Source organism: Variovorax sp. 05T418, assembly GCF_056396385.1.
In genome coordinates this window covers 93,525-117,378 of record NZ_JBFTLJ010000001.1, presented here as the reverse complement: position 1 = coordinate 117,378, position 23,854 = coordinate 93,525, and the positions used below count along the sequence as shown (strand labels likewise).

The window sequence follows — 23,854 nt, the reverse complement described above, 5'->3', positions numbered from 1 at the left end:
ACCCGGCGTCGGCGGCGAAAGCTTCGGTCTGATGTGCCGCGAGAGGGGTGGGAGCTCCAGGCAGACTCTCAGTCCGCGGTCGCGCCCGACTTCTTCACCAGCTCGGCCCAGCGCGGGATCTCACGCGCCATGTGGTCGCGCAGTTCCTCGGGCGTGCTGCCGACGATCTCCATCGCCAGCTGGCCCGAGAGCTTGGCCTGCACGTCGGGCTGCTTCAGCGCCTTGACGATCTCGGCATTCAAACGCTGCACGATGGGCTTGGGCGTGCCCTTGGGCGCATAGACCGCCTGCCACGACGACATCTCGAAGCCCGGCACGCCCGACTCGATCATGGTGGGCAGTTCGGGCACCAGCGCGATGCGCTTGCCGGTGGTCACGGCCAGCAGCTTGAGCCGGCCGCTCTTGACGAGCGGCAGCGCGGCCGTCACCTGGTCGAACATGAAGGGCACCAGGCCCGACGCGACGTCGGTCATGGCCGGCGGCGTGCCCTTGTACGGCACGTGCGTGAGCTTCACGCCGATCATGTCGGCGAACATCTCGCCCGCCAGGTGCGTCGAGGTGCCGGCGCCGGACGATGCGAAGGTGCGCTTGGACTCGTCCTTCTTGAGCAGCGCGATGAGTTCGGCCACCGAGTTCACGCCGAGCTGGCTGTTGACGATCAGCACGTTGGGCAGCCGCCCGACCAGCGACACGGGCTCGAAGTCCTTCATCGGATCGTAGGGCAGCTTCTTGTAGAGGCTGGCGTTGATGGCGTGCGTGCTGATGGTGCCGCCGAACAGCGTGTAGCCGTCGGGCGCGGCCTTGGCCACGTAGGCCGCTCCGATGCCGCCGGCCTGCCCCGGCTTGTTGTCCACCACCACCGACTGGTGAAGGCTCTCCTGCAGCTTGTTCGACAGGATGCGGCCCACGATGTCGGTGGAGCCGCCGGCCGTGAAGGGCACGACGTAGGTGATGGTCTTGGCGGCGGGCCATTCGGCTTGTGCGAGGGCCGCGGCCGGGGCCAATGCAAGTGCGGCGAGCAAAAGGCCCGCGGCGCGTTGGATGAAGGGCATGGTGTTGTCTCTGTTGTCGTTGGTCGTCGTCGGAAAAAAGCCGGCGTCAGCGCCCGCGGGCCTCGCGCCAGGCGGCGAACTCGGTGCGGCTTTGCTCGTCGGTCGGCGGATAGAGGCCGAGGATGGAGCGGCCCTCGAGCACCTTCTCCTGCACGAAGTCCTCGAAGACGGTCATCTCGGTGGCCTCGGCCGCGACCTCGTCGGCCATGGCCGCCGGAATCACGATGACGCCTTCGGCATCGCCCACCACCACGTCGCCGGGCCACACGGCCACGTCGCCGCAGCCGATCGGCACGTTGATGTCGATCGCCTGGTGCAAGGTCAGGTTGGTGGGCGCGCTCGGGCGCTGGTGGTAGGCGGGAAAGCCGAGCTTCGCGATGTCGGGGCTGTCGCGAAAGCCCCCGTCGGTGACCACGCCGGCCACGCCGCGCTTCATGAGCCGGCTCACCAGGATGCCGCCGGCCGAGGCGGCGCGCGCGTCCTTGCGGCTGTCCATCAGCAGCACCGCGCCCACCGGGCACTGCTCCACGGCCTGGCGCTGCGGATGGCTGCGGTCGTTGAACACGGTGATCGGGTTCAGGTCCTCGCGCGCCGGCATGTAGCGCAGCGTGAAGGCCTCGCCGACCATGTTGGGAAGCGTCGGGTCGAGCGGATGCACGTCCTGGATGAACTGGTTGCGCAGTCCGCGCTTGAACAGCGCCGTGCACAGGGTGGCGGTGCTGACCTTCATCAGCTTCTCGCGGGTTTGGGGATTCACGTGGGTCTCCGTTCAGGTCTTCAAAAGATGTCCGGCTCGGGCACCGGCCGGCCGAAGGTGGTTTCGAGAAAGTCGAAGTCGCAGCCCTCGTTGGCCTGCAGGATGTGGCGGCCGAACATCCAGCCGTAGCCGCGTTCGTAGCGCGCAGGCGGCGGTGTCCAGGCGGCCTTGCGGCGGGCCAGTTCCTCGTCGCTCACCTCGAGATGGATGGTGCGTGCGGGCACGTCCACCGTGATGCGGTCGCCCGTGCGCACCAGTGCCAGCGGCCCGCCCACGGCCGCCTCGGGCGAGCAGTGCAGCAGGCAGCCGCCGTAGCTGGTGCCGCTCATGCGCGCATCCGACAGGCGCAGCATGTCCTTCACGCCCTGCTTCAGCAGCTTGGTCGGGATCGGCAGCATGCCCCACTCGGGCATGCCCGCCCCCTTGGGGCCGGCGTTGCGCAGCACCAGGATGTCGTCGCCGGTCACGTCGAGCGCGGGATCGTCCACCGCCTGCTTGAGCGCCGGATAGTCGTCGAATACCAGCGCGCGCCCGGTGTGCTGCAGCAGGTGCGGCGCGCAGGCGCTGGGCTTGATCACCACGCCGTCGGGCGCGAGGTTGCCGCGCAGCACGGCCAGCGCGCCTTCGGCATAGATGGGGTTGGCGAGCGGGCGGATGACGTCGTCGTTGAACACCTCGGCGCCCACGATGTTCTCACCGAGCGTGCGGCCGTTGACCGTGCGCGCCTCGGTCTTCAGGTGGCCGCGGATGCGCTCGAGCATCGCGGGCAGGCCGCCCGCATAGAAGAAGTCTTCCATCAGGTAGGTGTCGCCGCTCGGCCGGATGTTGGCCACCACCGGCACCCGGCGGCTCGCCGCATCGAAGTCGTCCAGCGTGACCGGATGGCCGGCGCGGCGCGACATGGCGATCAGGTGGACGATGGCGTTGGTGCTGCAGCCCATGGCCATCGCGCAGGCGATGCCGTTCTCGAAGTTGGCGCGCGTGAGCATGCGGGCGGGCGTGAGGTCGTCCCACACCATCTCGACGATGCGGCGGCCGCACTCGGCGCTCATGCGCACGTGGTTGGCATCGGCCGCCGGAATGCTCGAAGCGCCCGGCAGCGTGAAGCCCACGGCCTCGGCGATGCCCATCATGGTGGCGGCGGTGCCCATGGTCATGCAGGTGCCGTGGCTGCGCGCGATGCCCGCTTCCATCTCCTGCCAGGCCTGGTCGCTCAGCTGGCCGGCGCGGCGCTGGTCCCAGTACTTGAAGGCGTCCGAGCCCGAGCCCAGCACCTGTCCGCGCCAGTTGCCGCGCAGCATCGGGCCGGCCGGCAGGTAGATGAACGGCAGCCCCATGGAGAGCGCGCCCATCGTGAGGCCCGGCGTGGTCTTGTCGCAGCCGCCCATCAGCACCGCGCCGTCCACCGGATGGCTGCGCAGGAGTTCTTCCGTCTCCATCGCGAGGAAGTTGCGGTAGAGCATGGTGGTGGGCTTGACCATGCTCTCCGAGAGCGAAATGGCCGGCAGCTCGAGCGGAAAGCCGCCCGCCTGGAAGATGCCGCGCTTGACGTCGTCCACGCGCTGCTTGAAGTGCGAGTGGCACTGGTTGGCGTCGCTCCAGGTGTTGACGATGGCGATGATCGGCTTGCCGACCCAGTCGGCGGGCGCATAGCCCATCTGCATCACGCGCGAGCGGTGGCCGAAGGAGCGGAAGTCGTCGGGCGCGAACCAGCGGGCGCTGCGCAGGGTGTCGTAGGAACGTGGCATCGGGGCGGAACCGGTATTCTTCGTGGAATCAACTACATTAAAACACTAATATATCACCCGGTCAAAGCGAAAATTCGAACGAATGACAGCCCTCCCCCGGATCCGACTCGACCGCACACGCCTTGCAGCACCCCAGGTGCTCGAAAAGCTGCGCGGTGCCATCCTTTCCCTCGAACTCGTGCCCGGCACCGTGCTGGTCCGCCAGGAGCTGGCCGACCGCTTCGGCGTGAGCCAGACGCCGGTGCGCGAGGCCCTGCTGCGCCTGGCCGAGGAAGGCCTGGTGGATGTGTTCCCGCAGCACGCCACCTTGGTGAGCCGCATCGACGTCGACGCCGCGAAGCAGGCGCACTTTTTGCGCCGCTCGATCGAGCTCGAGATCGTGCACCAGCTGGCCGAAGAGGCGCCGCCCGAACTCGTGGCCCAGCTGCAGGCCCAGGTCGCGCTGCAGGCCACGCTGGCGGCGGCGCGGCAGTACGGCGACTTCGTCGGCGCCGACCGCAAGTTCCATCACCTCATGTATGAAGCCGCGGGCGTGCCGAGCCTGTGGGACATGGTGTCCCGCGTCTCGGGCCACGTGGACCGCCTGCGCCGCCTGCACCTGCCCACGGCCGGCAAGACCGAGGCGATCCTGCGCGACCACCGCGCCATCGTGCGCGCCATTGCAAAGCACGACGGCGCGGCGGCGCAGAAGGCGCTGCGCGAGCATCTCTCCGGCACGCTGAGCTCGCTGCCGGAGATCTGCGCGCGGCATCCGGATTTCATTGCGGGGAGGAGCTGAGACGCGCTTCGCGGTACCGTACGCATTTCCGAATGCGAAAAGGTATCGCAATGACGAAAAAGAAAAAGCTTTTCGCCAAGGCGGACTTCCCTGTTTCCCAGGTGCGCCGGTTCCTGGAGCCGGGCCCGGTCGTGCTCCTGTCTTCCCGATGGCAGGGGAAGAACAACATCATGACGCTGGGCTGGCACACGGTGATCGAGTTCACGCCCTCGCTGGTCGGCTGCGTGATCGCACGCACGAACCACAGCTTCGAAATGATCCGCCGCAGCGGCGAGTGCGTGATCAACCTCCCCACGCGGCCGCTCACCGATGAGGTCGTGCGCATCGGCAACAGCTCGGGCGCCGAGATCGACAAGTTCGCGGTCTTCGGCCTCACGGCAGTCAATGCCGAGCGCGTGGAGGCGCCGCTCATCGGCGAATGCCACGCAAGCTTCGAATGCCGCGTTCACGACCGCAGCCTGGTCGGCAAGTACGACTTCTTCATCCTCGAGGTGGTGAAAGCCCACGCCGCCGAGTCGCCCCGGCATCCGAAGACGATCCACTACACCGGCGACGGCGTTTTTCTTGAATCGGGCAAGGCGTTCAGCCGGCGATCCTTGTTCCGGAGCGCGCTGCTTTGAATCGCTGCGCCCGACGCCCGCGGCGGGTTCTCGCGTCGTTGCCTAGTCACGAGGCGAGCCGCCAGGCAGCAGCACGATCTTGCCGACCGCGCTTCCGCTGTCGAGCACTTCGTGTGCACGGCGCGAATCCGCCAGCGCGAAGCAGGTGGCGGGGGGCGCATGCACGCGTCCCTGCGCCATCAGCGCGATCGCGGCCTCCATGAAGCCGCGCCGCTGCGCCGCGTCGGCGTCGATGGCGTGGATCGAGAACGTGCGTACGGCCAGGCTCCTGCCCAGCAGCCGCCGAAGCTCCTCGAACACGTCACCGGCCGGTGGGCCGTTGACGATGTTGTAGGAAACCGCCATGCCGAACGGCGCAAGGGCGCGCAGGCAGGCGATGAAAAGATCGCCGCCCAGGTGGTCGAAGGCCAGGTCCACGCCGCGTCCGCCGGTGAGCTGCATGACCTTCTCGGTCAGGCCTTGCGGGTCGCTCTCGATCACCTCGTGCGCGCCGTTGGCCCGCGCGAAATCCCGCTTCTGCGGCGTCGACGCGGTCCCGATCACGCGCAAGCCGCGGTCGCGTGCCACCTGCACCAGTGCCGTGGCCACGCCGCCGGCCGCGCCAGGAATCAGCACGGATTGCGCCGGCAGGTTGCCGTTGCTCGACAGCATGGCCAGCGCCAACTGGAAGTTGCCGAGGCTCACGGCATCCTCGAAGCGGATCGCATCGGGCAGCACGAAGGGCGCGGCCTCGGGCACGCAGATGGCTTCGGCATAGCAGCCGCCGCGCTGCGCGAGCTCGCGCGCGCTCACGAACACGCGCTGGCCCACCTGCAGCGCGGTGACGCCAGGGCCGATGGCATCGACGATACCGGCCATCTCGTTGCCGGGAATCGCCGGCATTGGCGGCATCCATTTGTAGGTGCCGTTGCGGATCAGCACGTCGGGGCCGCCGGCGCCGATGGCCATGGCCTTGACCCGAACTTCGCCGGCCTGCGGCTGCGGCAGCGGCAGTTCCACGAGCTGCAGCACCTCGGGGCCGCCCGGTGCCTGCAGCTGGATCGCCTTCATCGTGGGGCGCGACATCAACGCTGCCCGTCGTGCACGGACACCTTGTCCTTGGTGAGCCCGCCCAGGCGCGCATGCACGCGGCCTCCGGTGCCCATCACCAGCGCGAACAGGATCTCGTTCGGCCGCGGCGCATCCTGGATGCCGATCTCCATCGAGTTGTAGTGGCTGCGCACGTACGCGGCGTGGATGTAGTGCAGCGGCACCATCAGCCGGTAGCCGGTGGCGGCCACCGCCTTGGCCGACGGCACGATCGCCTTCGGCTCGCCGAGCACCTCGCGCATGGCCCAGCCGCCGGCTTCGTGCCAGACGGCGCCGTGCTCCATCTCGCCGTTCACGCCAACGATCGCGGCCTTGCTGTAGACCTCGACCTTGTCGCGCCCGAGCGTCTCGACCAGTTCGGTGGCCAGCAGCGTCCCGAGCGCGCGCAGCTCGGCCATGAAGGGCAGCAGGTCCGGCTCGTAGCGGCCTGCGTAGGGGTTGTGGATGACCGCGCAGGCGGCCGCCAGCCTGAGCGGCGTCGCGGCCGGCGGACCGCCCTCGTGGTAGATGGTCTCGATGCAAAGACTGCGCTTGCGGATGTCGATCAGGGACATGGAGGGGTCCTTATTGCTTGGGGATGTGAGCATCGTTCACCACGGCGGTCCACCGCTTGAGCTCGGCGGCCACCATGGCGGTCATTTCTTCGGGCGTGCTGCCGCGCGCTTCACCGCCCATTTCTTCGAGCCGCGCACGCACGGCCGGCGCCTGCAGGGCCTTGAGCGCTTCGGCGCGCAGGCGGTCGACGACCGGGCGCGGCGTGCCCGCGGGCGCCATGAAGCCGGCCCAGGAGCGCACGTCGTAGCCGGGCACGCCCTGCTCGGCCACGGTCGGCAGCTCGGGCATCTGGCTCCAGCGCTGTGCGCCGGTGGTGGCCAGCGCGCGGAGCTTGCCGGCCTTGATGTTGGCCAGCACGGCCGTGGGCGGCGCGATGATCATCGGCACCTCGCCGCCGAGCAGCGCCGCCACCGAGGCCGCATCGCCGCGGTAGGGAATGTGCAGCATCTCGACATTGGCGCTCTTCACCAGCAGCTCGCCCGCAAGATGATGCGTGGAGCCGATGCCGGCCGAGCCGTACGACACGCCGCGCGCATCGGCACGCGCCGCGGCGAGCATCTCGGCCAGCCCGCGGTAGGGCGAGTCGGCCCGCACCACCAGCAGGAACGGAAAGTAGGTGATCGTCGAGACCATCTGGAAGTCCGTCACTGTCTGGTAGCTGAGCTTGTTGTAGAGCGCGCCGGCCACCGCGTGGCCGCCCGTGGCCAGCAGCAGCGTGTAGCCGTCGGGCTTGGCGCGCGCCACCGTGCCCGAGGCAATGGTGCCGCCCGCGCCGGTCTGCGCTTCGACCACGAAGGGCTGGCCGAGCCCCTTGGCCATTTCCGTGCTGACCACGCGCGCGATGGTGTCGGCGTTGCCGCCGGCCGCAAAGCCCTGGTAGATCTTGATCGGCTTGTCCGGGAAGCCCTGGTAGATCTTGATCGGCTTGTCCGGGAAGCCCTGGGCCAGGCCGTGAAGGGGTGCCGCGCAGGCCAGGGCCAGGCCTGCGGCGACGAGCGAGCGTCTGTGCCACATGGTTTTGTCTCCAATGTTGTGGAATGAAGGCCGCGGCTTGTGCCGCCGCGGTCCGGGTCCGGGGGCCTCAGTCCTGCTGGACGATGGGATTGCGCAGCACGCCGATGCCTTCGATCTCGACCTCGCACACGTCGCCCGGCTTCATGAAGCGCGGCGGCTTCTTGCTCCAGCCCACGCCGGCCGGCGTGCCGGTGGCAATGACGTCGCCGGGCGCGAGCGTGAAGATGGTCGACGAGTAGCTGATGAGCTTCGGAATGCTGAAGATCATGTGGCCCGTGTGGCTGCTCTGCACCACTTCGCCGTTGAGCCGGGTCTCGAGCTTGAGTTCGCGGCCGGGCGCGATCTCGTCGGCCGTCACCATCCAGGGGCCGAAGCCGCCGGTCGACTCGAAGTTCTTGCCCGAGGCGATCTGCTTGGCATGGAACTGCCACTCGCGCACGCTGCCGTCGTTGTAGCAGGAATAGCCTGCCACATGATCGAAGGCGTCGGCCTCGGCGATGTTGCGCCCGCCCTTGCCGATGATGACGGCGAGCTCGCCTTCCCAGTCGAGCGATTCCGACACGTGCGGCCGCACGATCGGCTGGTTGTGTGCGCATTGCGAACGCCACACGCGCAGGAAGATCGGCGGCTGCTCGGAGAGCTCGCGATGCATGCCGGCGGCCAGCACCTCCTGGTGGTGGTCCATGTAGTTGCGCACCGCGCACACGATCTTCTCGGACCTGGGGATCGGCGGCAGGTAGGTGATGTCGGCGAGCCTGGCCGCGATGGGCAGTCCTTCGACATGCTGCGCCGCCTGCAGGTACTCGCCCGAGGCGATGTAGTCGACCAGGCCCGCATGCTGCGGCCGCGCCTTGCCGAGATCGACCACGCCGTCGCCGACGACGGCGCCCCAGGTTTCGCGGCCTTGATGGACAAATGACAAAAGCTTCATGGGAACTCCGGTTGAAATGTGCGGTTGGATGAAGAGTCAGGGCGCGGCCGGCGAACGCGACTCGAACTGCGCCTGCCACTGCGCGAGCGGCATGAAGCTCGGGTCCTTGCGGCAGGCCTCCTCGGTCTCGCGCATGAGGGTTTCGTCGTCCTTGGTGAGGTCGAGCGGATCGCCATGCGGCTGCGCGATGTAGAACGGCGTGTCGACGTAGATCTCCACCGTGTTGCCTTCCGGGTCCAGCATGTAGACCGAGAGCGCGTTGCCGTGGTTCAGGCCGCGGATGTTGGTGGCGCCCCGGGCCTCGGCGCGCGCGGAGATGTCGCGCAGGTGCTGGATGCTCGGCACCACGAACGAGATCTGCATCACGGTGCTGAACGTCGCCTCCGCCGGCCGGCCCGAGGCGAGCACCAGCTGGTGGTGCTGGTCGGGGCTCGCGCTCGTGAACACCAGCTGGTTCCTGAAGGTGCGGCCCTCGCCGCGGTCGGTGATCGTGAGGTCGAAGGTCTCGGTATAGAAGGCCACCATCCGCTCCAGGTCGGTGACGAAGATGCCGAAATGCGAAGGCGTGGGTCGTGCGACCTTGAGCATGCTGTCTGTCTCCGGTGGCGGGCTCTGGCGTCCCTAGGATTGCGCGGCCTGGGCCGCCTTGAGTGCGGCAATCACGTTGCGCTGCGTGCTCAGGATGTGCTCCTCCAGCAGCGCGCAGGCCGTGTCCGCATCGCGGCGCAAGGCGGCGTCCATGATCTTCTTGTGCTCGCTCGACTTGCGGCGCGCGGTCTTCCGGTGGCGCGCGGAAAACCGCCGGTAGCGCTCGGCCTGGTCGAACAGGCTCGCGCCCCAGCCGCGCTGGCGCAGCGACGGGCAGGCGGCCAGCAACGAGAGGTGGAAGCTGCGGTGCAGCTGCGACCACTCGCCATCGAGAATGACCGGCCCGTCGCTCAGGCGCGACTCGACTTTCTCCAACCGATGGAAAGCGGCGAGTACCGTGGCCTCCCAGGCGTCGTCGCCGTGCGCGATGGATTCGCGCAGCGCGGGCACGTCCAGCATGATGCGCATGCGCGTGATGTCGGCCAGGTCCTCTTCGGAGATCGGCGCCACGCGAAAGCCGCGGCGCTCGTCGGCGCGCACGAGCCCTTCCTGCGCCAGGCGGCTGAGCGCCTCGCGCAGCGGACTGCTCGAGTAGCCATAGGCCGACTGGAGCTCGTCGAGCTTGAGCTTGGCGCCGGCCTCGAAGGTGCCGGCCAGGACGTCCTGCCGCAAACGGTTGAATGCCTGCTCGGCCAGTGGCGGCTCGTTGGCGGTAACTTCTGGTTTGTGCATGGAGTTAATTTTATGCATAAACTCTGGATTTTGGAGATAAGGGATCACCATGACACGCAGCACATCGATCGCCGGCATCCGCCTGCTCGGCATTTCCGGGAGCATCCGGCGCGACTCTCACTGCACTGCGGTGCTGCGCAGCCTGCAGCCGTTGCTGCCTGCGCCGGCAACCATCGAGCTCTTTGCGCTGAACGATGTTCCGCTCTACAACGCCGACCTGGACGGCGATGCGCCGCCCGCAGCCGTGGCCCGGCTCAAGGCAGCGATTGCAGAGGCCGACGGCCTGGTCCTGTGCTCGCCCGAATACAACTACGGCATGCCCGGCGTGCTGAAGAATGCGATCGATTGGGCATCGCGGCCCAGCTTCGCCTCGCCGCTCAAGGGCAAGCCGGTCCTGATCGCGACCGCCTCGCCCGGCACCGCGGGCGGCGTGCGCGCGCAGGCGCAGATCCGCGATGCCCTGGCCGCCACGCTCGCGCGGCCCGTGGTGCGGCAGCACGTCGCCATTGCGAACGTTGCCACGCGCATCCGCGACGGCCGGCTCCATGACGAACCGACGCTCGACTTCCTGCGGGCGGCGCTCGCCGATCTGCTCCGGGAGATCGAATTGCTGGACGGCGCCGCGTCCCTCCAGTCCCTCTAGACGGACTGCCTCGGAGCTACTTGCGCACCTTGGCGATCTCCGACATCAGTTCCTTGACCGTGGCCTCGCCCACCGATGCGGAATACTTGTCGATCACCGGCTTCACCTTGGCGCGCAGCTTCTCCATTTCTTCCGGCGGCAGTTCCGAGACGGTCATGCCCGCCTTCCTGAGCGCCTCGAGCGCGCTGTCGGCGGCGCTGCGCGAGGCCGCACGCTGGAACACGGTCGAATCCTTCGCGGCCTCGGTGAGGATCTGCCGCTCGTCGGCGCTCATGCCGTCCCAGGTCTTCTTGCTCACCAGGAGCGCCTGCGGGTTGTAGACGTGCCGCGTCTGGGTGATGTACTTCTGCACCTCGGCAAACTTGGAGGCAAGGATGGTGGTGTTCGGGTTCTCCTGCCCGTCGACCGCCTTCTGGTCGAGCGCCGGATAGAGCTCGGGGAACGGCAGCGGCGCGGGGTTGGCGCCCAGCGCGCTGAACAGGTCGATGTAGATCGGCGATTGAATGACGCGGATCTTGAGCCCCGCGATGTCGTCGGCCGCCGCGATCGGCCGCTTGCTGTTGGTGAGATTGCGAAAGCCCAGGTCCCAGTAGCCAAGGCCGTGCAGGCCCTTGTCGTCGAGCCTGGCCATCAGCTTCTGGCCGAAGGGCCCGTCGGTGACCGCATCGGCCTCCTTGCCGCTGTTGAAGAGGAACGGAAAGTCGAAGACTGCGAACTCCCTGACCTGCGCCGAAAGGATGCCGGCGTTGAGCACCGTGAGCTCGACCGTTCCGCCCTGCAGCGCGGACACGGTCTGCAGGTCGCCGCCGAGCGTGCCGCCCGGAAACAGCTTGACCGTGATCTTGCCGCCGGACTTGGCCGCGACGATGTCGGCGAACTTCTGCGCGCCCTGCGCCTGCGGATGGCTGGTCTGGTTCTGGAACGCGAACTTGAGCGTGCGTTCCTTGACCTGCGCGCCGGCACCGGCCGCCGCCAATGCGGCGAAGGCCGCGATGGCCAGCGCCAGCCATTTCTGCTTCGAGCCTTTCATGGGAGTCTCCTTCGTGTGTTCCGCCGGGGCTCCCTTCAAGCGCCGGCCGGTTGCCTTTGCTGCATCTCGACCAGCGCGCGCAGCGCGGCCAGGTACGACTGCGGCCCCAGGCCCTGGACCGTGCCCTTGACGGCCGGCGAGATGATCGAGTGCGCGCGCCAGGCCTCGCGCGCCGCAATGTTCGACATGTGCACCTCGATGGTCGGAAACGGCATGGCCTTGATCGCGTCGTGCAGCGGAACGCCGTGCTGCGTGAGGCCTGCCGGATTGACCAGCGCGCCCTGCGCATCATCGATGTGCGTGTGCAGGAAGTCCACCAGCACGCCTTCGTGGTTCGACTGGATGGTCTCCAGCGTGGCGCCGAGTTCGCCCGCGAGCTTGTGCAGCATGGCGTCGATCTCGGCCAGCGTGGTGGTGCCGTAGATGTGGGGTTCGCGGCGGCCGAACAGGTTGAGGTTGGGGCCGTGCAGGACGAGGATCTTCATTCCGTGGCTTCTTTCCTATTTGCGGATGCGCGCAAGTTCGTCGTTGTAGAGCTTGACGACGGCGGGGTCGTAGCTCGCGGCGAAGCGCTCGATGACGGGCCTCGCAATCTGCCGCATGCGGGCCTGCTCGGCCGGCGCCACCTCGTTGAACTTCGCGCCCTTGGCCTGGAGCTCGCCCACGGCGCGCTGCGCGGCGGCGCGGCTCACCTGGCGCTGGTAGCCCCGGGCCTCGTCTGCGGCCTCGCGCATCATCTTCTGCTCGGCGGGATTGAGCGTGTCCCAGAACTTCTTGCTGACCAGGACGATGTTGGCCGCGTACACGTGGTTGGTGGCGCTCACGAACTTCTGCACCTCGAAGAACTTGTTCGAAAGAATCACCGAGTACGGGTTCTCCTGGCCGTCGACCGCCTTCGACTCGAGCGCGCCGTAGAGCTCCGCGAAGGGCATCGGCACCGGGTTGGCCTTGAAGGACTTGAAGGTCTCCAGGAACACCGGGTTGGGAATGACGCGGATCTTCAGGCCCTCCAGGTCTTCGGGCCGGGTGATCGGGCGTTTGCTGTTGGTGACGTTGCGAAAGCCCAGGTCCCAGTAGCCCAGCGCGACCAGGCCCTTCTCCGGCAGCTTCGCAACCAGCGCCTGCCCGAGCGGGCCGTCGAGCAGCGCATCGGCCTGCGCGAAGTTGCCGACCGCGAACGGAAAGTCGACGAGGCCGAACTCCTTCACGATGCCCGCGAGCGAAGTGGTGGCCGGCGCCGACATCTGCTGCACGCCGCCCTGCAGCGCCGACTGCTGCTGCATCTCGTTGCCCAGCTGCGAGGCCGGGTATTCCTGCACCTTCATCTTGCCGCCGCTCTTGGCCGCCAGCAGCTCGGCAAAACGCTTCACGCCAAAGCTCACCGGGTGGTCGGCGTTGTTGAGGTGGCCGAAGCGGATGACGCGTTCCTGCGCCTCCTGCGCAAGCGCCGGAACGGCCAATGCGAGGGCCAGGCCGGCGGCTGCCAGCGAGCGATGAAGCTTTCTCAAGATGGTTCTCCAGCAAGGTGATGCGGCGCGATCTTAGGACTGAAGTGGAAATCTTTTCCACTAGTGAAAACACTTGGCAAAAGAGCTAGAGTGGCGCCTGCTTCCCCTTCTTTCCAACGACATGAGCGCCATCCTCGAACGCAGCTTCAAGGTCCTTGAACACCTGGCCGGCCACCCCGAAGGCCGCGCGCTTTCCGCGCTCTCCGCCGAGCTGGAGATGCCGCTGAGCGCCACCCACCGCCTGCTGGGCGAGCTGATCCGCTGCGGCTATGTGCGGCAGGACCAGAGCCATGGCGACTACATGCTCACGATCAAGCTGGTGTCGCTCGGCCTGAGCTTCCTGAGCAACAGCGGCATCGTCGACGTGGCACAGCCGCTGCTCGACCGGCTCGCGGCCGAATCGGGCGAGCTGGTGCGGCTGGCGGTGGTCGACGGCGACGAGCTGACCTTCGTCGCCAAGGCGCAAGGCGCCGTGCGCGGCCTGCGCTACGACCCCGACATGGGCCTCTCGGTCAACCTCTCGTGCAGTTCCGCGGGCCACGCGTGGCTGTCGACCATGACGGACGAACAGGCGCTCCAGCTGGTCGCCAGGCAAGGCTTCGGCAAGCCCGAGGACTACGGCCCGAAGGCGCCGACCACCGTCAAGGCACTGCTGGTGTACCTGCGCGCGGCCCGCAAGCGCGGCTTCGCGATGATCAACGAGGTGTTCGCGCCCGCCATGACGGCCATGGCCGCCCCGGTGCGCAGCGGCAACGGCGCGGTGATCGGCGTCATCACCATCGCCGGTCCGCTGGTGCGGCTGACGGAAGAACGCATGCTCGCGCTGGGCCCGGCCCTGCTGGCCACGGCCGAGGATGTGGCGCACGCGAGCGGCGCGTCCGCGCTCTTCAAGCGGCGCGCCTGACCGGGCGCCTCGGGGGACGGCCGCTTTTCAGAACACCAGGCGGGGCGCGTCTTGCCGCAACAGCGCGCTCGCGGCCGGCGGCGCCCAGGTCTCGGCCAATGCCCGGGACAGTGCATCCAGCAGCTGCCGGACATCGTTGGCGGCATCCGCATGCAGGGCCTCGGCCACGATGAGGACGCGGGAGGTTTCATCGCGCACGGCCGAAAGCGCGCTCTGGCGATGGGTCCAGCGCCGCGCATGCGCGCAGCCTGCGGCATCCGCAAAGACGACTTCGCCGCGTTCGGGCGTTTCCGTTTCGCCCGAGAACGCGAGGTAGCTTTCGCTGCCGTCGGCGCACCGCACTTGCAGCCCCTCGGCCACCTTCGACAGGTCGAACACCGCGATCGGAATCGCGAAGGCCAGCGACAGCGCGTTGCACAAATCGACCAGCGGATGGATCGGCGGCAGCGCGCCTTCCTTCCTGAACCGGCGCAGCAGCGACTCGGAGGCGCACCGGTACTGCGTGGGCTTGAGGCCCATGCGCGCGAAGCTGCTGCGCCAGGCCTGGATCTCCGGAAGATCGGCTTCCGAGCCGACGGCTTCGAGCCGTGCGCGCGCCACGCCGTGGTAGTGCGCCACCTGCGCCTGCACGCAGGTGTTTCGGTGGATGCCCTGGGCCAGCAGGACGCCAGGCACCAGTTCGGGATGGCGCTGCCAGATTTCCGGCGAATGAGAGAAGAAGAAAGAGTGCATGGCCCAGTGTGTCGCGGGCGCGGCGGCGTGTCTTGAACGCTATTGCAGCCGTGCGGGCGCCGCCCAGGCGCGCTGCCATGCACCAGGCGTGAAGCCGAAGTGCAGTGCGAACGCGCGCGTCATGTGGCTCTGGTCGGCAAAGCCCGTCGCCACGGCCGCATCCGCCAGTGCGGCGCCGCGCCGGATGAGGCCGCGCGCCACTTCCGCGCGCTGCTGCAGCAGCCACGCGAACGGCGTAACGCCATGGACCGCCTTGAAGCGCCGCAGCAGCTGGTATTTGCTCAGCCCCGAAGACGCAGCGAGCTGCGCCAGGCTGGGCGGCTGCGCAAGGCAGTCCGCGAGCATGTCGCGCGCTTGCGAGACGTCGGCCGATGCGGCGCACGTGGGCAGCCTTTGCGCACCGTGGCGCGAGGCGAGCATGGTGCAGGTCTGCACGAGCAGCTCCTCGCAGCGCAGTGCATCCACTTCTGCCCGCTGCGGCGCGGCAGTGCGCGCCTCCAGCAGCCGCAGGAGCTCGCCGAGCATGCGCCGCAACCCCTCGTCCTTGATGACGGGGCGGACCAGGGCCATGTCCTCGTTCGCCGCGCCCGTTGCAGCCGCATCCACGGCCCATCGGATCGCAGCGGGTTCGAGATACAGCATGCGCCAGCGCCGGAACGGCGCGCCGAACGGCCGCCCGTCATGCACTTCGCCCGGATTCGTCGCAATGAGATGGCCGGCATGGGCCTCGACCTCGCCGCACCCGCTGGCCGAGCGCTGGGCGCCTTCGTCGATGACGCCGATGCCGAAGGTGGCATGCCAATGCCTGCCGTAGCGCCGTTGGCTCGAGATGCGGGTGCCATGCACGCCCTCCCAGGGCGAGCCGAAGACGCAGCAGTCGTGGTGCGGGTTCTTCATCATCGCGCGGAGTATGCATGCGGCATGCGAATCTGCAGGATTCGCCTGGAAGACGACGAGCACTGCGACGAGGGCCTGTGGGTGCCCGCAACCCCGGCGGCGCGCAGGCCAAAAAAACTGCAAACTTTCGGCTACAAATAATTTTTATCGTACGGCGCTACAGTTCGCTGTCGATTTTCCGCAGCCTCGTTCGTCGTGCCAGTGGAGGGTCATCCTCTGCACTTCAGGAGAACACAGCCATGGCTACTACCAACACCGTCCGCCTGCACCGCGTACTGCGCGCTCCGCCCGAGCGGCTCTACCGCGCCTTCATCGAGCCCAGCGCCTTCGAGCGCTGGCTGCCGCCCTTCGGATTCACCGGCAAGGTCCACAGCATGGACCCCGTGGTCGGCGGCGCCTGGCGCATGTCCTTCACCGCCTTTGGCAGTGGCCACAGCCACTCGTTCGGCGGGAAGTACCTGGAGCTCGTTCCCGGCCAGCGCATTGCCTACGACGCGAGCTTCGACGATCCCAACCTGCCGGGCACCATGAAGACCACCGTGACGCTCACGGCCGTGTCCTGCGGCACCGACATGTCCGTCGTGCAGGAAGGCATCCCCGACCTGATTCCCGTGGAGATGTGCTACCTGGGCTGGCAGGAGTCGCTTGTCGCGCTCGCCCAGCTGGTCGAGCCGAACATTCCGGGCTGAGCGCCGAGGGGCTTCAGTCGCCCGGAATATGGGGCGGATGCAGCTCCACGGCCTTGGCCGCCTTCTTGCGCAGCCGGATGTTGAGCATCTCCACGGCCAGCGAGAAGGCCATCGCAAAGTACACGTAGCCCTTGGGCACGTGGTGCCCGAAGCCCTCCGCGACAAGAACCACGCCCACCACCACCAGGAAGGCCAGCGCCAGCATCTTGATGGTGGGATGGTTCGAGACGAAGCGGCCGATCGGGCCGGCAAACAGCATCATCAGGAACACCGACACGATCACCGCGGCGATCATCACCCGCACGTCGTCCACCATGCCGACTGCGGTGATGATCGAATCGAGCGAGAACACCAGGTCGATGACCATGATCTGGAGGATGACGCCCGCGAAGGTGGCCTTGACCGCGCTGGACTTCTGCTCATGGCCGCCCTCCAGCGACTGGTGGACCTCGCTCGTGCTCTTCCAGATCAGGAACAGCCCGCCCAGGATCAGGATCAGGTCGCGCCCCGAAATGTCCTTGCCGAGCACCGAGAAAAGCGGCGCGACCAGCCCCACGATCCACGCGAGCACCAGCAGCAGGCCGATGCGCATGAACATGGCCATGAAGAGGCCGACGCGCCGTGCGAACTCGCGCTTGGCTGGCGGGAGCTTGTCGACCAGGATCGAGATGAAGATGATGTTGTCGATGCCCAGCACGAGCTCGAGCGCGGTCAGGGTCGCAAAGGCGATCCAGACCTGGGGATCCGTCAGCAGTTCAAGCATGGAAGGTCTTTCGGCACGGCAATGCCGGCAAAAAAGAAGGATGGGAAGCAGGAACGGAGTCTGCCATGCGGCTTTCCGGGGTTTTCGCGTGACATCTTGAAATGTTCTTCACCGAAGCGATGTGTGCGATCTTGCTCGGCCGAACGTTGGTAGAGGCATCGGGAGCAATCCCATATCTCTGGAGATGAGATGACCTTTACTCGAACCGTTCTCAAGCTGGCTCTCTCGGGCACGATTGCCGCAGGCGCTCTTTTCGGCGTGGCCGCCGCAACCGCGGGCACCAGCTGGTCCATCGGCGTGTCGGTGCCCGGCGTGGTGGTGAGCGAGCCGGCACCGGTCTACTACGAGCCCGCGCCTGTGTATTCGCGGCCGGCCCCTGTCTACTACGAGCCGGCGCCGCCGGTGCGCTATCAGGCGCCCGCCTACGTTGCACCGGCACCCGTCTACTACGAGCCGGGACCGAGCTGGGAAGAACGCCGCGCAGCGCGCCATGAATGGCGCCGCCGCGAATGGGAGCGGCGCGAGCACTACCGCCACTATCGCGAAGACCGCGACTGATCGCAGCCGCGCGAGCGGCTACAGTCGCCCTCGATGCCATTGAATTCTCGAGGAGCGGATATGCAGATTCGCAGCGCCGCGGCTTCCGATGCCGACACGATCCATCGCCTTCTTTGCGCCAACGGATGGGCGCACCGGATCGCCGATGCCGCACATCTCGGCCGGCTGATCTCGGCGTCGCAGCAGGCGGTGGTTGCGCTGTCGGCGGACGGCGAGATCGTCGGCTTTGCGCGCGCCATCGGCGATGGCATCTCCAACGGATACCTGTCCATGGTCGTGGTCGCCGAGCCGCTGCGCCGTCAGGGCATCGGGCAAGCGCTGGTCCGGCACATCCTGGGTTCGGAGACGGGCATGACATGGGTGCTGCGGGCCGGCCGGCCGGGTGCCGCCGAGTTCTTTGCCAGGCTGGGCTTCAGCCCCTCGTCGGCCGCGATGGAGCGGCCGAGGGAGCAACGCCTGCGGGTGGCGCCTTGATCGGGGGAATCACGCGCACGGCGAAGCCGATGCTGATGGTTCTCGGTGGATTGCCGGGCACCGGCAAGACCACCATCGCGCGCGAACTCGCTGCCCGCTTCCCCTGCGCCTATCTGCGCATCGACACCATCGAGCAAGCGCTCATCCGATCGGCGGCTCTCGAGGAAGTGGGCCCCGCCGGCTACGCCGTGGCCTGCGAGCTTGCCCGGTCCAATCTCGCGCTCGGCATGTCGGTGATCGCCGATTGCGTCAATCCGCTCCCGGTCACCCGCGAGGCATGGCGTGCAGTGGCAGCCAGCACATCCTCGGGCCTGCTCGAGCTCGAGATCGTGTGCTCCGACCCCGTCGAGCACCGCAGGCGCGTGGAGAGCCGGAAGGCTGACATTTCGGGCCACGTTCCGCCGACCTGGGAGGCAGTCGCGCGCCATGAATACGAGGCCTGGACCACCAGCCGCCTCGTCATCGATTCGGCGGTCGTCAGCGCAAGCGAGGCGGCCACGCTGATCCTGGACCGGCCGCGCAGCCAAGCCGCAGGCGAGTAAACGGCCTACATCCGGCTGCGGGCGAGGCTGATCAGCACGGGCTTCGCGAGGGATACGGTGCTTCTCGAAGGAGCAAGCACCCATGGCCCGCGAATCCACGCTTTCGATCGACGGCGTGACCCTTTCCTACCGCTGCGCCGGCGACGCGGGATCGCCGTGGCTCATCCTGCTGCACGGCTGGCCGCAATCGAAGTCGATCTACGACCCGGTGCTCGATGAACTGGGAAGGGACGCCCATGCCATCGCCTTCGACCTGCCCGGCATCGGCGGATCGCTCGGCCTGCCGCCGGGCCCATCGCCCTGCGAGCTGCATGCACTCGCCGGCCTCCTGCTGCGCGCGGCCGAATCGCTGGGCGCGCATTCGATCGTGTTCGCGGGCGTGGACATCGGCGGCATGCTCGCATTTGCAGCGGCGCGGGAGCACGGCGCACGCATCGCCGGTGCGGTGGTCATGAACACCGTCATCCCCGGCATTGCACCGTGGTCGAGGCTCGTCGCCGAGCCCCGCATCTGGCACTTCGCGTTCCATGCGATACCGCAGCTGCCCGAACGGCTGGTGAGCGGACGCGAACGCGCCTATTTCGATTACTTCTACGACCTGCTCGCGGGCGACAAGCATGCGCTGACGAACGAGATCCGGAACGACTGGACGCGCGCCTACCAGCGGCCCGAAGCCTTGAAGGCCGGCTTCGACTGGTACCGGGCGCTCGAGAGCGCCGCGCAACGCAACGCGGGCCCTGTTCGCATCGACACGCCCATCCTGTATTTGCGCGGCGACGCCGGCGGCCGCGACATCGATGACTATGTAGCAGGCCTGCGCAAGGCCGGCGCCGCGAATCTTCGATCGCGGCTCATCAGCGGCAGCGGCGAATTCCTTCCCATCGAGGCGCCCGCTGCAAGCTGCGAGGCGCTGCGCGCATTTCGCGCTGAACTCGGGCATGCGGCCTGACGCGCGCCACATCGTTTTTGGAGATCTGCATGCAACCAAGAATCACCGTCATCACCCTCGGCGTCGAGGACCTGGAGAGAGCTGTCGCCTTCTATCGAGACGGGCTCGGCCTGCCCACCAACGGCATCGTGGGCAGGGAGTTCGAGAACGGCGCCGTCGCCTTCTTCGACCTGCAGGACGGTCTCAAGCTGGCCGTGTGGCCGCGCTCGAGCATCGCGGCCGATGCCGGCCTTCCGCTGCGCGCGGGCGGGTCCCTCGAATTCACCCTCGGGCACAACGTCATGTCGAAGGCCGAAGTGGACGCCGTGATGCAGCAAGCCGCGAAGGCCGGTGCCACGGTGGTGAAAACCGCGGCGGACACTTTCTACGGCGGCTATGCCGGCTACTTCATGGACCCGGACGGGCACCTGTGGGAGGCGATCTACAACCCGCAACTGCTGCCAGGGGCTGAAGCTGCGTAGGCGCTTGGGGCCGCGGCCGCCCGTCAGGGCCTGTCGGGCCTGATGTCGGGTGCAGGGGTCAAGGAGACCCCCTGCACCTCGGCCGCTCTCGATTGCGCGGCCATGGCGGCCTTGAAGCCCGGTCGCGCCTGCAAGCGCTCCCAGTAGCCCGCCACCGCCGGTGTGAAGCGCTCGGCCAGACCCAGGTGCTCGGCCAGCAGCAGTGCATAGCCGACCGACACGTCCGCCGCGGTGAAGCGGCCCGCGCAGAGATGCTCGCGCTCGGCGAGCAGCGGCTCCAGCGTTCGCAGGCGCGCGAGGAACCACTTGGCATAGTCGTCGGCCACCTGCGGCTGCTTTCGCTCCGCCGGCTCGAAGTGCGCGTACCGCAACACGAGCGTCTGCGGAAAGGTCAAGGTTGCCTCGCCGAAGTGAAGGTAGTTGAGGTACGGCCCGAAGTCCGGCTCGTCGCGGCCCACATCGAGCTGGCCCGCCGAGAAGCGTGCGGCCAGGTACTGGCAGATCGCGGCCGATTCGGTCATTCGCATGGCGCCGTCGGCCAGCATCGGCACCGTGCCGAGCGGGTTGACCTCGAGGTACGGCCGCGACAGCACGCGCGGCGGAAAGGGCAGCATCCTGAGTTCGTAGGAAAGCCCGATCTCTTCGAGCATCCAGAGAGGGCGGAACGAGCGTGCGCTGACGCAGTGGTGCAGGGTGATCATGGTTCGGCGGCTTGTGGCCGCCACTGTGTTGAATTGCGCGTCAGCCGCGCCGAGCCGCTTCGATCGCGGCGATGTCGATCTTTGTCATCTCCATCATGGCTTCGAACGCTCGCTTGGCTGCCGCCGGGTCGGGATCGGTGATGGCGGCCGTCAGGGCGCGCGGCGTGATCTGCCACGACAATCCCCACTTGTCCTTGCACCAGCCGCATGCGCTGGCCTGGCCGCCGTTGCCGATGATCGCATTCCACAAGCGGTCCGTTTCGGCCTGGTCGTCGGTCGCGACCTGGAACGAAAAGGCCTCGCTGTGCTTGAACGCCGGGCCTCCGTTCAGGCCCAGGCAGGGGATGCCCATCACCGTGAACTCGACCGTCAGCACGTCGCCCTCCTTGCCCGAGGGATAGTCGCCGGGCGCGCGATGGACGGCGCCCACGGCGCTGTCGGGGAAAGTCTCTGCGTAGAACTTGGCGGCATCCAGGGCGGTGCCGTCGTACCAGAGACAAATCGTGTTCTTGCTGATCATCTTGGGTCTCCTGAATGGGGCAGATACGAACGCCAGTTGCGATCCACGGCAGGATAGCGCCTCCAGCCGCCGCACGCGCGTCCGCGATAATTTTGCGATGGCCATCGACCCGATCATCCAGGACCCCGCACTGCTGCGGCGGCTGCTGCGCGCCAAGGACCGGATGGACGCCGCGTCGCACGAGGAGTGGCCGGTCGAACGGCTGGCGCAGGTGAGCGGCGTGTCGGAGGCCCACTTCGCGCGATCGTTCAAGCAGGCCTTCGGCACGCCGCCGCACCGGTACCTGCTCACGCGCCGCATCGAGCGCGCGATGGCGCTGCTGCGCGAGAGCGACCGGCCGATCACCGACATCGCCTTCGAGACGGGCTGGGCCAGCCTGGGCACCTTCGGGCGCACCTTCCGCGACATCACCGGCAGCAGCCCGAGCGCGATCCGCGCGCGCGCCAAGGCCACGCCGCAAGAGCTCGGCCGGGTGCCCGTGTGCATCGTCAATGCCGCGCACCGGCCCCATCTCACGACCGCAGTTTCGGAGAAGCGGCGCCTCGCGGCGGACGGTACAAACGAGCCTGAACAACCACAGGAGATTCCATGAATCAGGGCATTGAAGTCGCCGGTCTGTATGTGCACGATCAGGACGAGGCGCTGGCGTTCTATGTCGAGAAGCTCGGCTTCCGCGTCCACACGGACGTGGGAAACGGCGACTACCGCTGGCTCACGGTGCAGCACCCCGAGCAGCCGTCGTTCCAGCTTGGCCTGTTCAGGCCCGGGCCGCCGGTGCTCGATGCAGCCACGGCGCAGGCGGTGCGCGCCATCGTCGCCAAGGGCGCGATGCCGCCGCTGGTGCTGCGGGTGGACGACTGCCGCGCCGCCTATGAGCGGATGCGCGGCCTGGGCGTGGAATTCACGCAGGAGCCGGTGGAGCGCTACGGCACCGTGGACGCGGGCTTTCGCGATCCGTCGGGCAATGGCTGGAAGCTGATCCAGGCGCGCGGCTGAACCAGCGCCGAACCTGCCTCAGGCCGGCGCCATGCCATGGCGGCGCTTGGCCTCGGCGCTGTCTGCCGAACGCATGGATTCGAGCAGTGCGCGCACCGCGGCCGGCTGCGCGCAGCCGCCCACCGGCGCCGCGGAAAAGACCGTGGTGATCTGGACCTCCGGCGGCAAGGGGCCGACCAGGTCGACGCCTTCGACGCCGATCAGCTCGCTCCATTGCTGGAACCCGAGCGCGGCATCGCCGCGTGCAAGCAGTGCGCCGACCGGCACGCCGGGCGGCGCCTGCACCAGGCGGGCGCGGATCTCGCCGGCGATGCCCCAGCGCTCGAACAACGCCATCAAGGCAACGCCGCTCGGCCCGGTCGAATACGCGATGCCGGAGGCGGTGCGCACTGCGCTGCGCAGCGCGTCCTCGGTGGAAATATCGGGATGCGCCGCGCCTGCAGGCACCGCCACGGCCACGCCCGAACGAACCAGGTCGACCTTGCCGCCGCCATCGAGCTTGCCCTGCGCGACAAGCGCATCGATCGCATCCGAGGCCAGCACCACCACGTCGAAGGGCTCGCCCGCGGACACGCGCCGCGCCGCCTCGACCCCGCCGATCGCCAGGAAGGAGACGGGCACGCCGCTGCGCTGCGAATGGGCGGCCGCAAGCTCCTGCAGCAAGCCCCGGGTCGCCATCGAGCAGAGGCCACGGATCGCGGGCGCCGTCATTTCTCGCCGCCCTGCCCTCTGCCGATCAGGCGGTCGGCGTAGTCCTGCCACGGGCTCTTGGCGTCCAGTCCGTCGAAGAGGCCGGTGCGCGCCTGCTGTGCCACCCAGTCCTGCTTGCCTGCAATGGCCGCCGCCATGAAAGGCTCGAAGCCGGTCTCGCGAACAGTCTGCGCCGCTTCGCGCATTTCCTCGGCGCGCCGCTTGCCATGCTGCACGACGCGGCTGAAGAAGTAGGCGCCCTGGCGCTCCCAGTCGATCTGCGGAAAGGTCTCGGCGAGCGTGGGCAGCACATGCGCCTCCACGCCGTAGCGCCGCGCCGTGGTGTAGCTTTCGATCACCAGCGCCTCCAGCCCCTTGATCATGATGCTGCGGCTCATCTTGATGGCCGAGGCCACGCCGAGCCGCTCGCTCACGGCGCGCGCGTCCATGCCCCATGCGCACAGCGTGGCCGCGAGTGTCTCGGCCTGGGCGCCGCCCAGCAGCATGGGCACGCGGATGCCGTAGGGCGGCACCGAGGTCATCACGCCGGCTTCCACATAGCCGGCGCCGGCGGCTTCGAGCACGGCGCCGGCCCGCTGCTTGGTGCCGGGCGAGGCCGAGTTGAGATCGAGAAAGCGCATGCCCGCCCGCGCATGCCGCGCCGCTTCCTCGGCCACCGCGAAGGTGCTGGATGCGGTCACGGCCGAGATCAGCAGATCGGACGCGGCGCACAGCGCCTGCATGCCCGAGGCGACGCGCAGGCCGCCGGCTTCGGCGGCGGCGCGTGCTGCCGCGCCGCCGTCGGAGTCGGCGAATTTCAGGTCCCAGACCCAGACCGCCTCGACGCCTTCCTTGTGCAGCAGGCCGCGGCCGAAGATGCCGCCCACTTCGCCGCAACCGATGATGCCCAGTGTGATACCCATGTGTGTCTCC

At 68.0% G+C, this 23,854-nt stretch carries 31 protein-coding genes; 12 read left to right on the top strand and 19 right to left on the bottom strand.

Going from position 1 to position 23,854, the window contains the following annotated elements; translation table 11 throughout:
* Positions 1 to 68: 68 nt before the first annotated feature.
* The 3 genes from AC1DMS_RS00620 to araD are packed head-to-tail and all read right to left on the bottom strand — an operon-like array spanning position 69 to position 3,557.
* Complete coding sequence (locus AC1DMS_RS00620; protein WP_015865759.1) at positions 69 to 1,052, bottom strand: Bug family tripartite tricarboxylate transporter substrate binding protein; 984 nt, start codon at positions 1,050 to 1,052, stop codon at positions 69 to 71.
* Positions 1,053 to 1,098: 46 nt separating this feature from the next.
* The gene (locus AC1DMS_RS00615) at positions 1,099 to 1,809 is read right to left on the bottom strand and encodes a ribonuclease activity regulator RraA (protein WP_015865760.1); all 711 of its coding nucleotides are present in this window, start codon (positions 1,807 to 1,809) and stop codon (positions 1,099 to 1,101) included.
* 20 nt (positions 1,810 to 1,829) lie between these two features.
* Positions 1,830 to 3,557 carry an L-arabinonate dehydratase gene (gene araD / locus AC1DMS_RS00610; protein ID WP_015865761.1) on the bottom strand — a complete coding sequence of 576 codons (1,728 nt, stop codon included), beginning with the start codon at positions 3,555 to 3,557 and terminating at the stop codon, positions 1,830 to 1,832.
* An 82-nt stretch (positions 3,558 to 3,639) separates the two neighbouring features.
* Between araD and AC1DMS_RS00605 the strand changes: the two genes are divergently transcribed.
* Together AC1DMS_RS00605 and AC1DMS_RS00600 are read left to right on the top strand one after the other, a co-directional pair.
* Positions 3,640 to 4,335 carry a GntR family transcriptional regulator gene (locus tag AC1DMS_RS00605; protein WP_015865762.1) on the top strand — a complete coding sequence of 232 codons (696 nt, stop codon included), beginning with the start codon at positions 3,640 to 3,642 and terminating at the stop codon, positions 4,333 to 4,335.
* 50 nt (positions 4,336 to 4,385) lie between these two features.
* On the top strand, positions 4,386 to 4,955 hold the full coding sequence (locus AC1DMS_RS00600) for a flavin reductase family protein (protein WP_015865763.1): 570 nt from the start codon (positions 4,386 to 4,388) through the stop codon (positions 4,953 to 4,955).
* Positions 4,956 to 4,997: 42 nt separating this feature from the next.
* Here AC1DMS_RS00600 and AC1DMS_RS00595 read toward each other — a convergent pair whose 3' ends face one another.
* From AC1DMS_RS00595 to AC1DMS_RS00570, 6 genes are all read right to left on the bottom strand, one after another.
* Positions 4,998 to 6,020, bottom strand: a complete 1,023-nt coding sequence (locus tag AC1DMS_RS00595; RefSeq protein ID WP_015865764.1) for a zinc-dependent alcohol dehydrogenase family protein — start codon at positions 6,018 to 6,020, stop codon at positions 4,998 to 5,000.
* Positions 6,020 to 6,598, bottom strand: coding sequence for an amino acid synthesis family protein (locus AC1DMS_RS00590; RefSeq protein WP_015865765.1), 579 nt, complete (start codon positions 6,596 to 6,598; stop codon positions 6,020 to 6,022). Before AC1DMS_RS00590 ends, AC1DMS_RS00595 begins: the two co-directional genes overlap by 1 nt.
* Before the next feature lie 10 nt (positions 6,599 to 6,608).
* A complete protein-coding gene (locus tag AC1DMS_RS00585) occupies positions 6,609 to 7,613 on the bottom strand; it encodes a tripartite tricarboxylate transporter substrate binding protein (RefSeq protein WP_015865766.1) in 1,005 nt (334 codons plus the stop codon).
* Positions 7,614 to 7,680: 67 nt separating this feature from the next.
* A complete protein-coding gene (locus AC1DMS_RS00580; protein ID WP_015865767.1) occupies positions 7,681 to 8,544 on the bottom strand; it encodes a fumarylacetoacetate hydrolase family protein in 864 nt (287 codons plus the stop codon).
* 36 nt (positions 8,545 to 8,580) lie between these two features.
* Positions 8,581 to 9,132, bottom strand: coding sequence for a VOC family protein (locus AC1DMS_RS00575; protein WP_015865768.1), 552 nt, complete (start codon positions 9,130 to 9,132; stop codon positions 8,581 to 8,583).
* A gap of 33 nt (positions 9,133 to 9,165) precedes the next feature.
* Entirely contained in the window at positions 9,166 to 9,882 is a 717-nt protein-coding gene (locus AC1DMS_RS00570) for a GntR family transcriptional regulator (protein ID WP_015865769.1), read from the bottom strand.
* A 31-nt stretch (positions 9,883 to 9,913) separates the two neighbouring features.
* On the opposite strand from AC1DMS_RS00570, the gene AC1DMS_RS00565 reads away from it, so the two are divergent.
* A complete protein-coding gene (locus AC1DMS_RS00565; protein WP_015865770.1) occupies positions 9,914 to 10,507 on the top strand; it encodes an NADPH-dependent FMN reductase in 594 nt (197 codons plus the stop codon).
* 16 nt (positions 10,508 to 10,523) lie between these two features.
* On the opposite strand, the gene AC1DMS_RS00560 is transcribed toward AC1DMS_RS00565, so the two are convergent.
* Genes AC1DMS_RS00560 through AC1DMS_RS00550 form a run of 3 tightly spaced genes read right to left on the bottom strand, consistent with a single transcriptional unit; the run spans position 10,524 to position 13,045 of the window.
* Positions 10,524 to 11,537, bottom strand: coding sequence for a TRAP transporter substrate-binding protein (locus tag AC1DMS_RS00560; RefSeq protein WP_478180603.1), 1,014 nt, complete (start codon positions 11,535 to 11,537; stop codon positions 10,524 to 10,526).
* A gap of 35 nt (positions 11,538 to 11,572) precedes the next feature.
* The gene (locus AC1DMS_RS00555) at positions 11,573 to 12,022 is read right to left on the bottom strand and encodes a type II 3-dehydroquinate dehydratase (protein ID WP_015865772.1); all 450 of its coding nucleotides are present in this window, start codon (positions 12,020 to 12,022) and stop codon (positions 11,573 to 11,575) included.
* A gap of 15 nt (positions 12,023 to 12,037) precedes the next feature.
* Positions 12,038 to 13,045, bottom strand: coding sequence for a TRAP transporter substrate-binding protein (locus tag AC1DMS_RS00550; protein WP_015865773.1), 1,008 nt, complete (start codon positions 13,043 to 13,045; stop codon positions 12,038 to 12,040).
* 121 nt (positions 13,046 to 13,166) lie between these two features.
* On the opposite strand from AC1DMS_RS00550, the gene AC1DMS_RS00545 reads away from it, so the two are divergent.
* Positions 13,167 to 13,949 carry an IclR family transcriptional regulator gene (locus tag AC1DMS_RS00545; protein ID WP_015865774.1) on the top strand — a complete coding sequence of 261 codons (783 nt, stop codon included), beginning with the start codon at positions 13,167 to 13,169 and terminating at the stop codon, positions 13,947 to 13,949.
* 27 nt (positions 13,950 to 13,976) lie between these two features.
* On the opposite strand, the gene AC1DMS_RS00540 is transcribed toward AC1DMS_RS00545, so the two are convergent.
* Positions 13,977 to 14,681 (bottom strand): B3/B4 domain-containing protein, encoded by a 705-nt coding sequence (locus AC1DMS_RS00540; RefSeq protein WP_478131831.1) that lies wholly within the window; start codon positions 14,679 to 14,681, stop codon positions 13,977 to 13,979.
* Positions 14,682 to 14,720: 39 nt separating this feature from the next.
* Positions 14,721 to 15,581 (bottom strand): helix-turn-helix domain-containing protein, encoded by an 861-nt coding sequence (locus AC1DMS_RS00535; protein WP_478131830.1) that lies wholly within the window; start codon positions 15,579 to 15,581, stop codon positions 14,721 to 14,723.
* A gap of 236 nt (positions 15,582 to 15,817) precedes the next feature.
* Between AC1DMS_RS00535 and AC1DMS_RS00530 the strand changes: the two genes are divergently transcribed.
* Positions 15,818 to 16,267, top strand: a complete 450-nt coding sequence (locus AC1DMS_RS00530) for an SRPBCC family protein (protein ID WP_015865778.1) — start codon at positions 15,818 to 15,820, stop codon at positions 16,265 to 16,267.
* A 13-nt stretch (positions 16,268 to 16,280) separates the two neighbouring features.
* On the opposite strand, the gene AC1DMS_RS00525 is transcribed toward AC1DMS_RS00530, so the two are convergent.
* Positions 16,281 to 17,030 carry a TerC family protein gene (locus AC1DMS_RS00525; RefSeq protein WP_015865779.1) on the bottom strand — a complete coding sequence of 250 codons (750 nt, stop codon included), beginning with the start codon at positions 17,028 to 17,030 and terminating at the stop codon, positions 16,281 to 16,283.
* Positions 17,031 to 17,219: 189 nt separating this feature from the next.
* Between AC1DMS_RS00525 and AC1DMS_RS00520 the strand changes: the two genes are divergently transcribed.
* The 5 genes from AC1DMS_RS00520 to AC1DMS_RS00500 all read left to right on the top strand — a co-directional run bounded on the left by AC1DMS_RS00520 (position 17,220) and on the right by AC1DMS_RS00500 (position 20,014).
* The gene (locus AC1DMS_RS00520) at positions 17,220 to 17,588 is read left to right on the top strand and encodes a hypothetical protein (RefSeq protein ID WP_015865780.1); all 369 of its coding nucleotides are present in this window, start codon (positions 17,220 to 17,222) and stop codon (positions 17,586 to 17,588) included.
* Positions 17,589 to 17,648: 60 nt separating this feature from the next.
* Positions 17,649 to 18,062, top strand: a complete 414-nt coding sequence (locus AC1DMS_RS00515; RefSeq protein ID WP_015865781.1) for a GNAT family N-acetyltransferase — start codon at positions 17,649 to 17,651, stop codon at positions 18,060 to 18,062.
* A 29-nt stretch (positions 18,063 to 18,091) separates the two neighbouring features.
* A complete protein-coding gene (locus AC1DMS_RS00510; RefSeq protein ID WP_015865782.1) occupies positions 18,092 to 18,604 on the top strand; it encodes a P-loop nucleotide/nucleoside kinase family protein in 513 nt (170 codons plus the stop codon).
* An 82-nt stretch (positions 18,605 to 18,686) separates the two neighbouring features.
* Positions 18,687 to 19,553: an alpha/beta fold hydrolase gene (locus tag AC1DMS_RS00505; RefSeq protein WP_015865783.1), complete on the top strand. Its 867-nt coding sequence runs from the start codon at positions 18,687 to 18,689 to the stop codon at positions 19,551 to 19,553.
* 29 nt (positions 19,554 to 19,582) lie between these two features.
* Positions 19,583 to 20,014, top strand: coding sequence for a VOC family protein (locus AC1DMS_RS00500; protein WP_015865784.1), 432 nt, complete (start codon positions 19,583 to 19,585; stop codon positions 20,012 to 20,014).
* Between the two features lie 23 nt (positions 20,015 to 20,037).
* Here AC1DMS_RS00500 and AC1DMS_RS00495 read toward each other — a convergent pair whose 3' ends face one another.
* Together AC1DMS_RS00495 and AC1DMS_RS00490 are read right to left on the bottom strand one after the other, a co-directional pair.
* A complete protein-coding gene (locus AC1DMS_RS00495) occupies positions 20,038 to 20,715 on the bottom strand; it encodes a glutathione S-transferase family protein (RefSeq protein WP_015865785.1) in 678 nt (225 codons plus the stop codon).
* Positions 20,716 to 20,755: 40 nt separating this feature from the next.
* Entirely contained in the window at positions 20,756 to 21,235 is a 480-nt protein-coding gene (locus tag AC1DMS_RS00490) for a VOC family protein (protein ID WP_015865786.1), read from the bottom strand.
* A gap of 97 nt (positions 21,236 to 21,332) precedes the next feature.
* On the opposite strand from AC1DMS_RS00490, the gene AC1DMS_RS00485 reads away from it, so the two are divergent.
* Both AC1DMS_RS00485 and AC1DMS_RS00480 read left to right on the top strand, forming a co-directional pair.
* Positions 21,333 to 21,827 carry a helix-turn-helix domain-containing protein gene (locus tag AC1DMS_RS00485; protein WP_015865787.1) on the top strand — a complete coding sequence of 165 codons (495 nt, stop codon included), beginning with the start codon at positions 21,333 to 21,335 and terminating at the stop codon, positions 21,825 to 21,827.
* A complete protein-coding gene (locus AC1DMS_RS00480; RefSeq protein ID WP_015865788.1) occupies positions 21,824 to 22,231 on the top strand; it encodes a VOC family protein in 408 nt (135 codons plus the stop codon). Before AC1DMS_RS00485 ends, AC1DMS_RS00480 begins: the two co-directional genes overlap by 4 nt.
* An 18-nt stretch (positions 22,232 to 22,249) precedes the next feature.
* On the opposite strand, the gene AC1DMS_RS00475 is transcribed toward AC1DMS_RS00480, so the two are convergent.
* Positions 22,250 to 22,942: a substrate-binding domain-containing protein gene (locus tag AC1DMS_RS00475; RefSeq protein WP_015865789.1), complete on the bottom strand. Its 693-nt coding sequence runs from the start codon at positions 22,940 to 22,942 to the stop codon at positions 22,250 to 22,252.
* Positions 22,939 to 23,844: an NAD(P)-dependent oxidoreductase gene (locus tag AC1DMS_RS00470; RefSeq protein WP_015865790.1), complete on the bottom strand. Its 906-nt coding sequence runs from the start codon at positions 23,842 to 23,844 to the stop codon at positions 22,939 to 22,941. Before AC1DMS_RS00470 ends, AC1DMS_RS00475 begins: the two co-directional genes overlap by 4 nt.
* Positions 23,845 to 23,854 lie beyond the last annotated feature (10 nt).

Coding starts and splice junctions, on each gene's coding strand:
- AC1DMS_RS00620 (WP_015865759.1), bottom strand. CDS start 1,052: ATGCCCTTCATCCAACGCGCCGCGGGCCTTTTGCTCGCCGCACTTGCA.
- araD (WP_015865761.1), bottom strand. CDS start 3,557: ATGCCACGTTCCTACGACACCCTGCGCAGCGCCCGCTGGTTCGCGCCC.
- AC1DMS_RS00605 (WP_015865762.1), top strand. CDS start 3,640: ATGACAGCCCTCCCCCGGATCCGACTCGACCGCACACGCCTTGCAGCA.
- AC1DMS_RS00600 (WP_015865763.1), top strand. CDS start 4,386: ATGACGAAAAAGAAAAAGCTTTTCGCCAAGGCGGACTTCCCTGTTTCC.
- AC1DMS_RS00595 (WP_015865764.1), bottom strand. CDS start 6,020: ATGTCGCGCCCCACGATGAAGGCGATCCAGCTGCAGGCACCGGGCGGC.
- AC1DMS_RS00590 (WP_015865765.1), bottom strand. CDS start 6,598: ATGTCCCTGATCGACATCCGCAAGCGCAGTCTTTGCATCGAGACCATC.
- AC1DMS_RS00585 (WP_015865766.1), bottom strand. CDS start 7,613: ATGTGGCACAGACGCTCGCTCGTCGCCGCAGGCCTGGCCCTGGCCTGC.
- AC1DMS_RS00580 (WP_015865767.1), bottom strand. CDS start 8,544: ATGAAGCTTTTGTCATTTGTCCATCAAGGCCGCGAAACCTGGGGCGCC.
- AC1DMS_RS00575 (WP_015865768.1), bottom strand. CDS start 9,132: ATGCTCAAGGTCGCACGACCCACGCCTTCGCATTTCGGCATCTTCGTC.
- AC1DMS_RS00570 (WP_015865769.1), bottom strand. CDS start 9,882: ATGCATAAAATTAACTCCATGCACAAACCAGAAGTTACCGCCAACGAG.
- AC1DMS_RS00565 (WP_015865770.1), top strand. CDS start 9,914: ATGACACGCAGCACATCGATCGCCGGCATCCGCCTGCTCGGCATTTCC.
- AC1DMS_RS00560 (WP_478180603.1), bottom strand. CDS start 11,537: ATGAAAGGCTCGAAGCAGAAATGGCTGGCGCTGGCCATCGCGGCCTTC.
- AC1DMS_RS00555 (WP_015865772.1), bottom strand. CDS start 12,022: ATGAAGATCCTCGTCCTGCACGGCCCCAACCTCAACCTGTTCGGCCGC.
- AC1DMS_RS00545 (WP_015865774.1), top strand. CDS start 13,167: ATGAGCGCCATCCTCGAACGCAGCTTCAAGGTCCTTGAACACCTGGCC.
- AC1DMS_RS00540 (WP_478131831.1), bottom strand. CDS start 14,681: ATGCACTCTTTCTTCTTCTCTCATTCGCCGGAAATCTGGCAGCGCCAT.
- AC1DMS_RS00535 (WP_478131830.1), bottom strand. CDS start 15,581: ATGATGAAGAACCCGCACCACGACTGCTGCGTCTTCGGCTCGCCCTGG.
- AC1DMS_RS00530 (WP_015865778.1), top strand. CDS start 15,818: ATGGCTACTACCAACACCGTCCGCCTGCACCGCGTACTGCGCGCTCCG.
- AC1DMS_RS00525 (WP_015865779.1), bottom strand. CDS start 17,030: ATGCTTGAACTGCTGACGGATCCCCAGGTCTGGATCGCCTTTGCGACC.
- AC1DMS_RS00520 (WP_015865780.1), top strand. CDS start 17,220: ATGACCTTTACTCGAACCGTTCTCAAGCTGGCTCTCTCGGGCACGATT.
- AC1DMS_RS00515 (WP_015865781.1), top strand. CDS start 17,649: ATGCAGATTCGCAGCGCCGCGGCTTCCGATGCCGACACGATCCATCGC.
- AC1DMS_RS00510 (WP_015865782.1), top strand. CDS start 18,092: ATGCTGATGGTTCTCGGTGGATTGCCGGGCACCGGCAAGACCACCATC.
- AC1DMS_RS00505 (WP_015865783.1), top strand. CDS start 18,687: ATGGCCCGCGAATCCACGCTTTCGATCGACGGCGTGACCCTTTCCTAC.
- AC1DMS_RS00500 (WP_015865784.1), top strand. CDS start 19,583: ATGCAACCAAGAATCACCGTCATCACCCTCGGCGTCGAGGACCTGGAG.
- AC1DMS_RS00495 (WP_015865785.1), bottom strand. CDS start 20,715: ATGATCACCCTGCACCACTGCGTCAGCGCACGCTCGTTCCGCCCTCTC.
- AC1DMS_RS00490 (WP_015865786.1), bottom strand. CDS start 21,235: ATGATCAGCAAGAACACGATTTGTCTCTGGTACGACGGCACCGCCCTG.
- AC1DMS_RS00485 (WP_015865787.1), top strand. CDS start 21,333: ATGGCCATCGACCCGATCATCCAGGACCCCGCACTGCTGCGGCGGCTG.
- AC1DMS_RS00480 (WP_015865788.1), top strand. CDS start 21,824: ATGAATCAGGGCATTGAAGTCGCCGGTCTGTATGTGCACGATCAGGAC.
- AC1DMS_RS00475 (WP_015865789.1), bottom strand. CDS start 22,942: ATGACGGCGCCCGCGATCCGTGGCCTCTGCTCGATGGCGACCCGGGGC.
- AC1DMS_RS00470 (WP_015865790.1), bottom strand. CDS start 23,844: ATGGGTATCACACTGGGCATCATCGGTTGCGGCGAAGTGGGCGGCATC.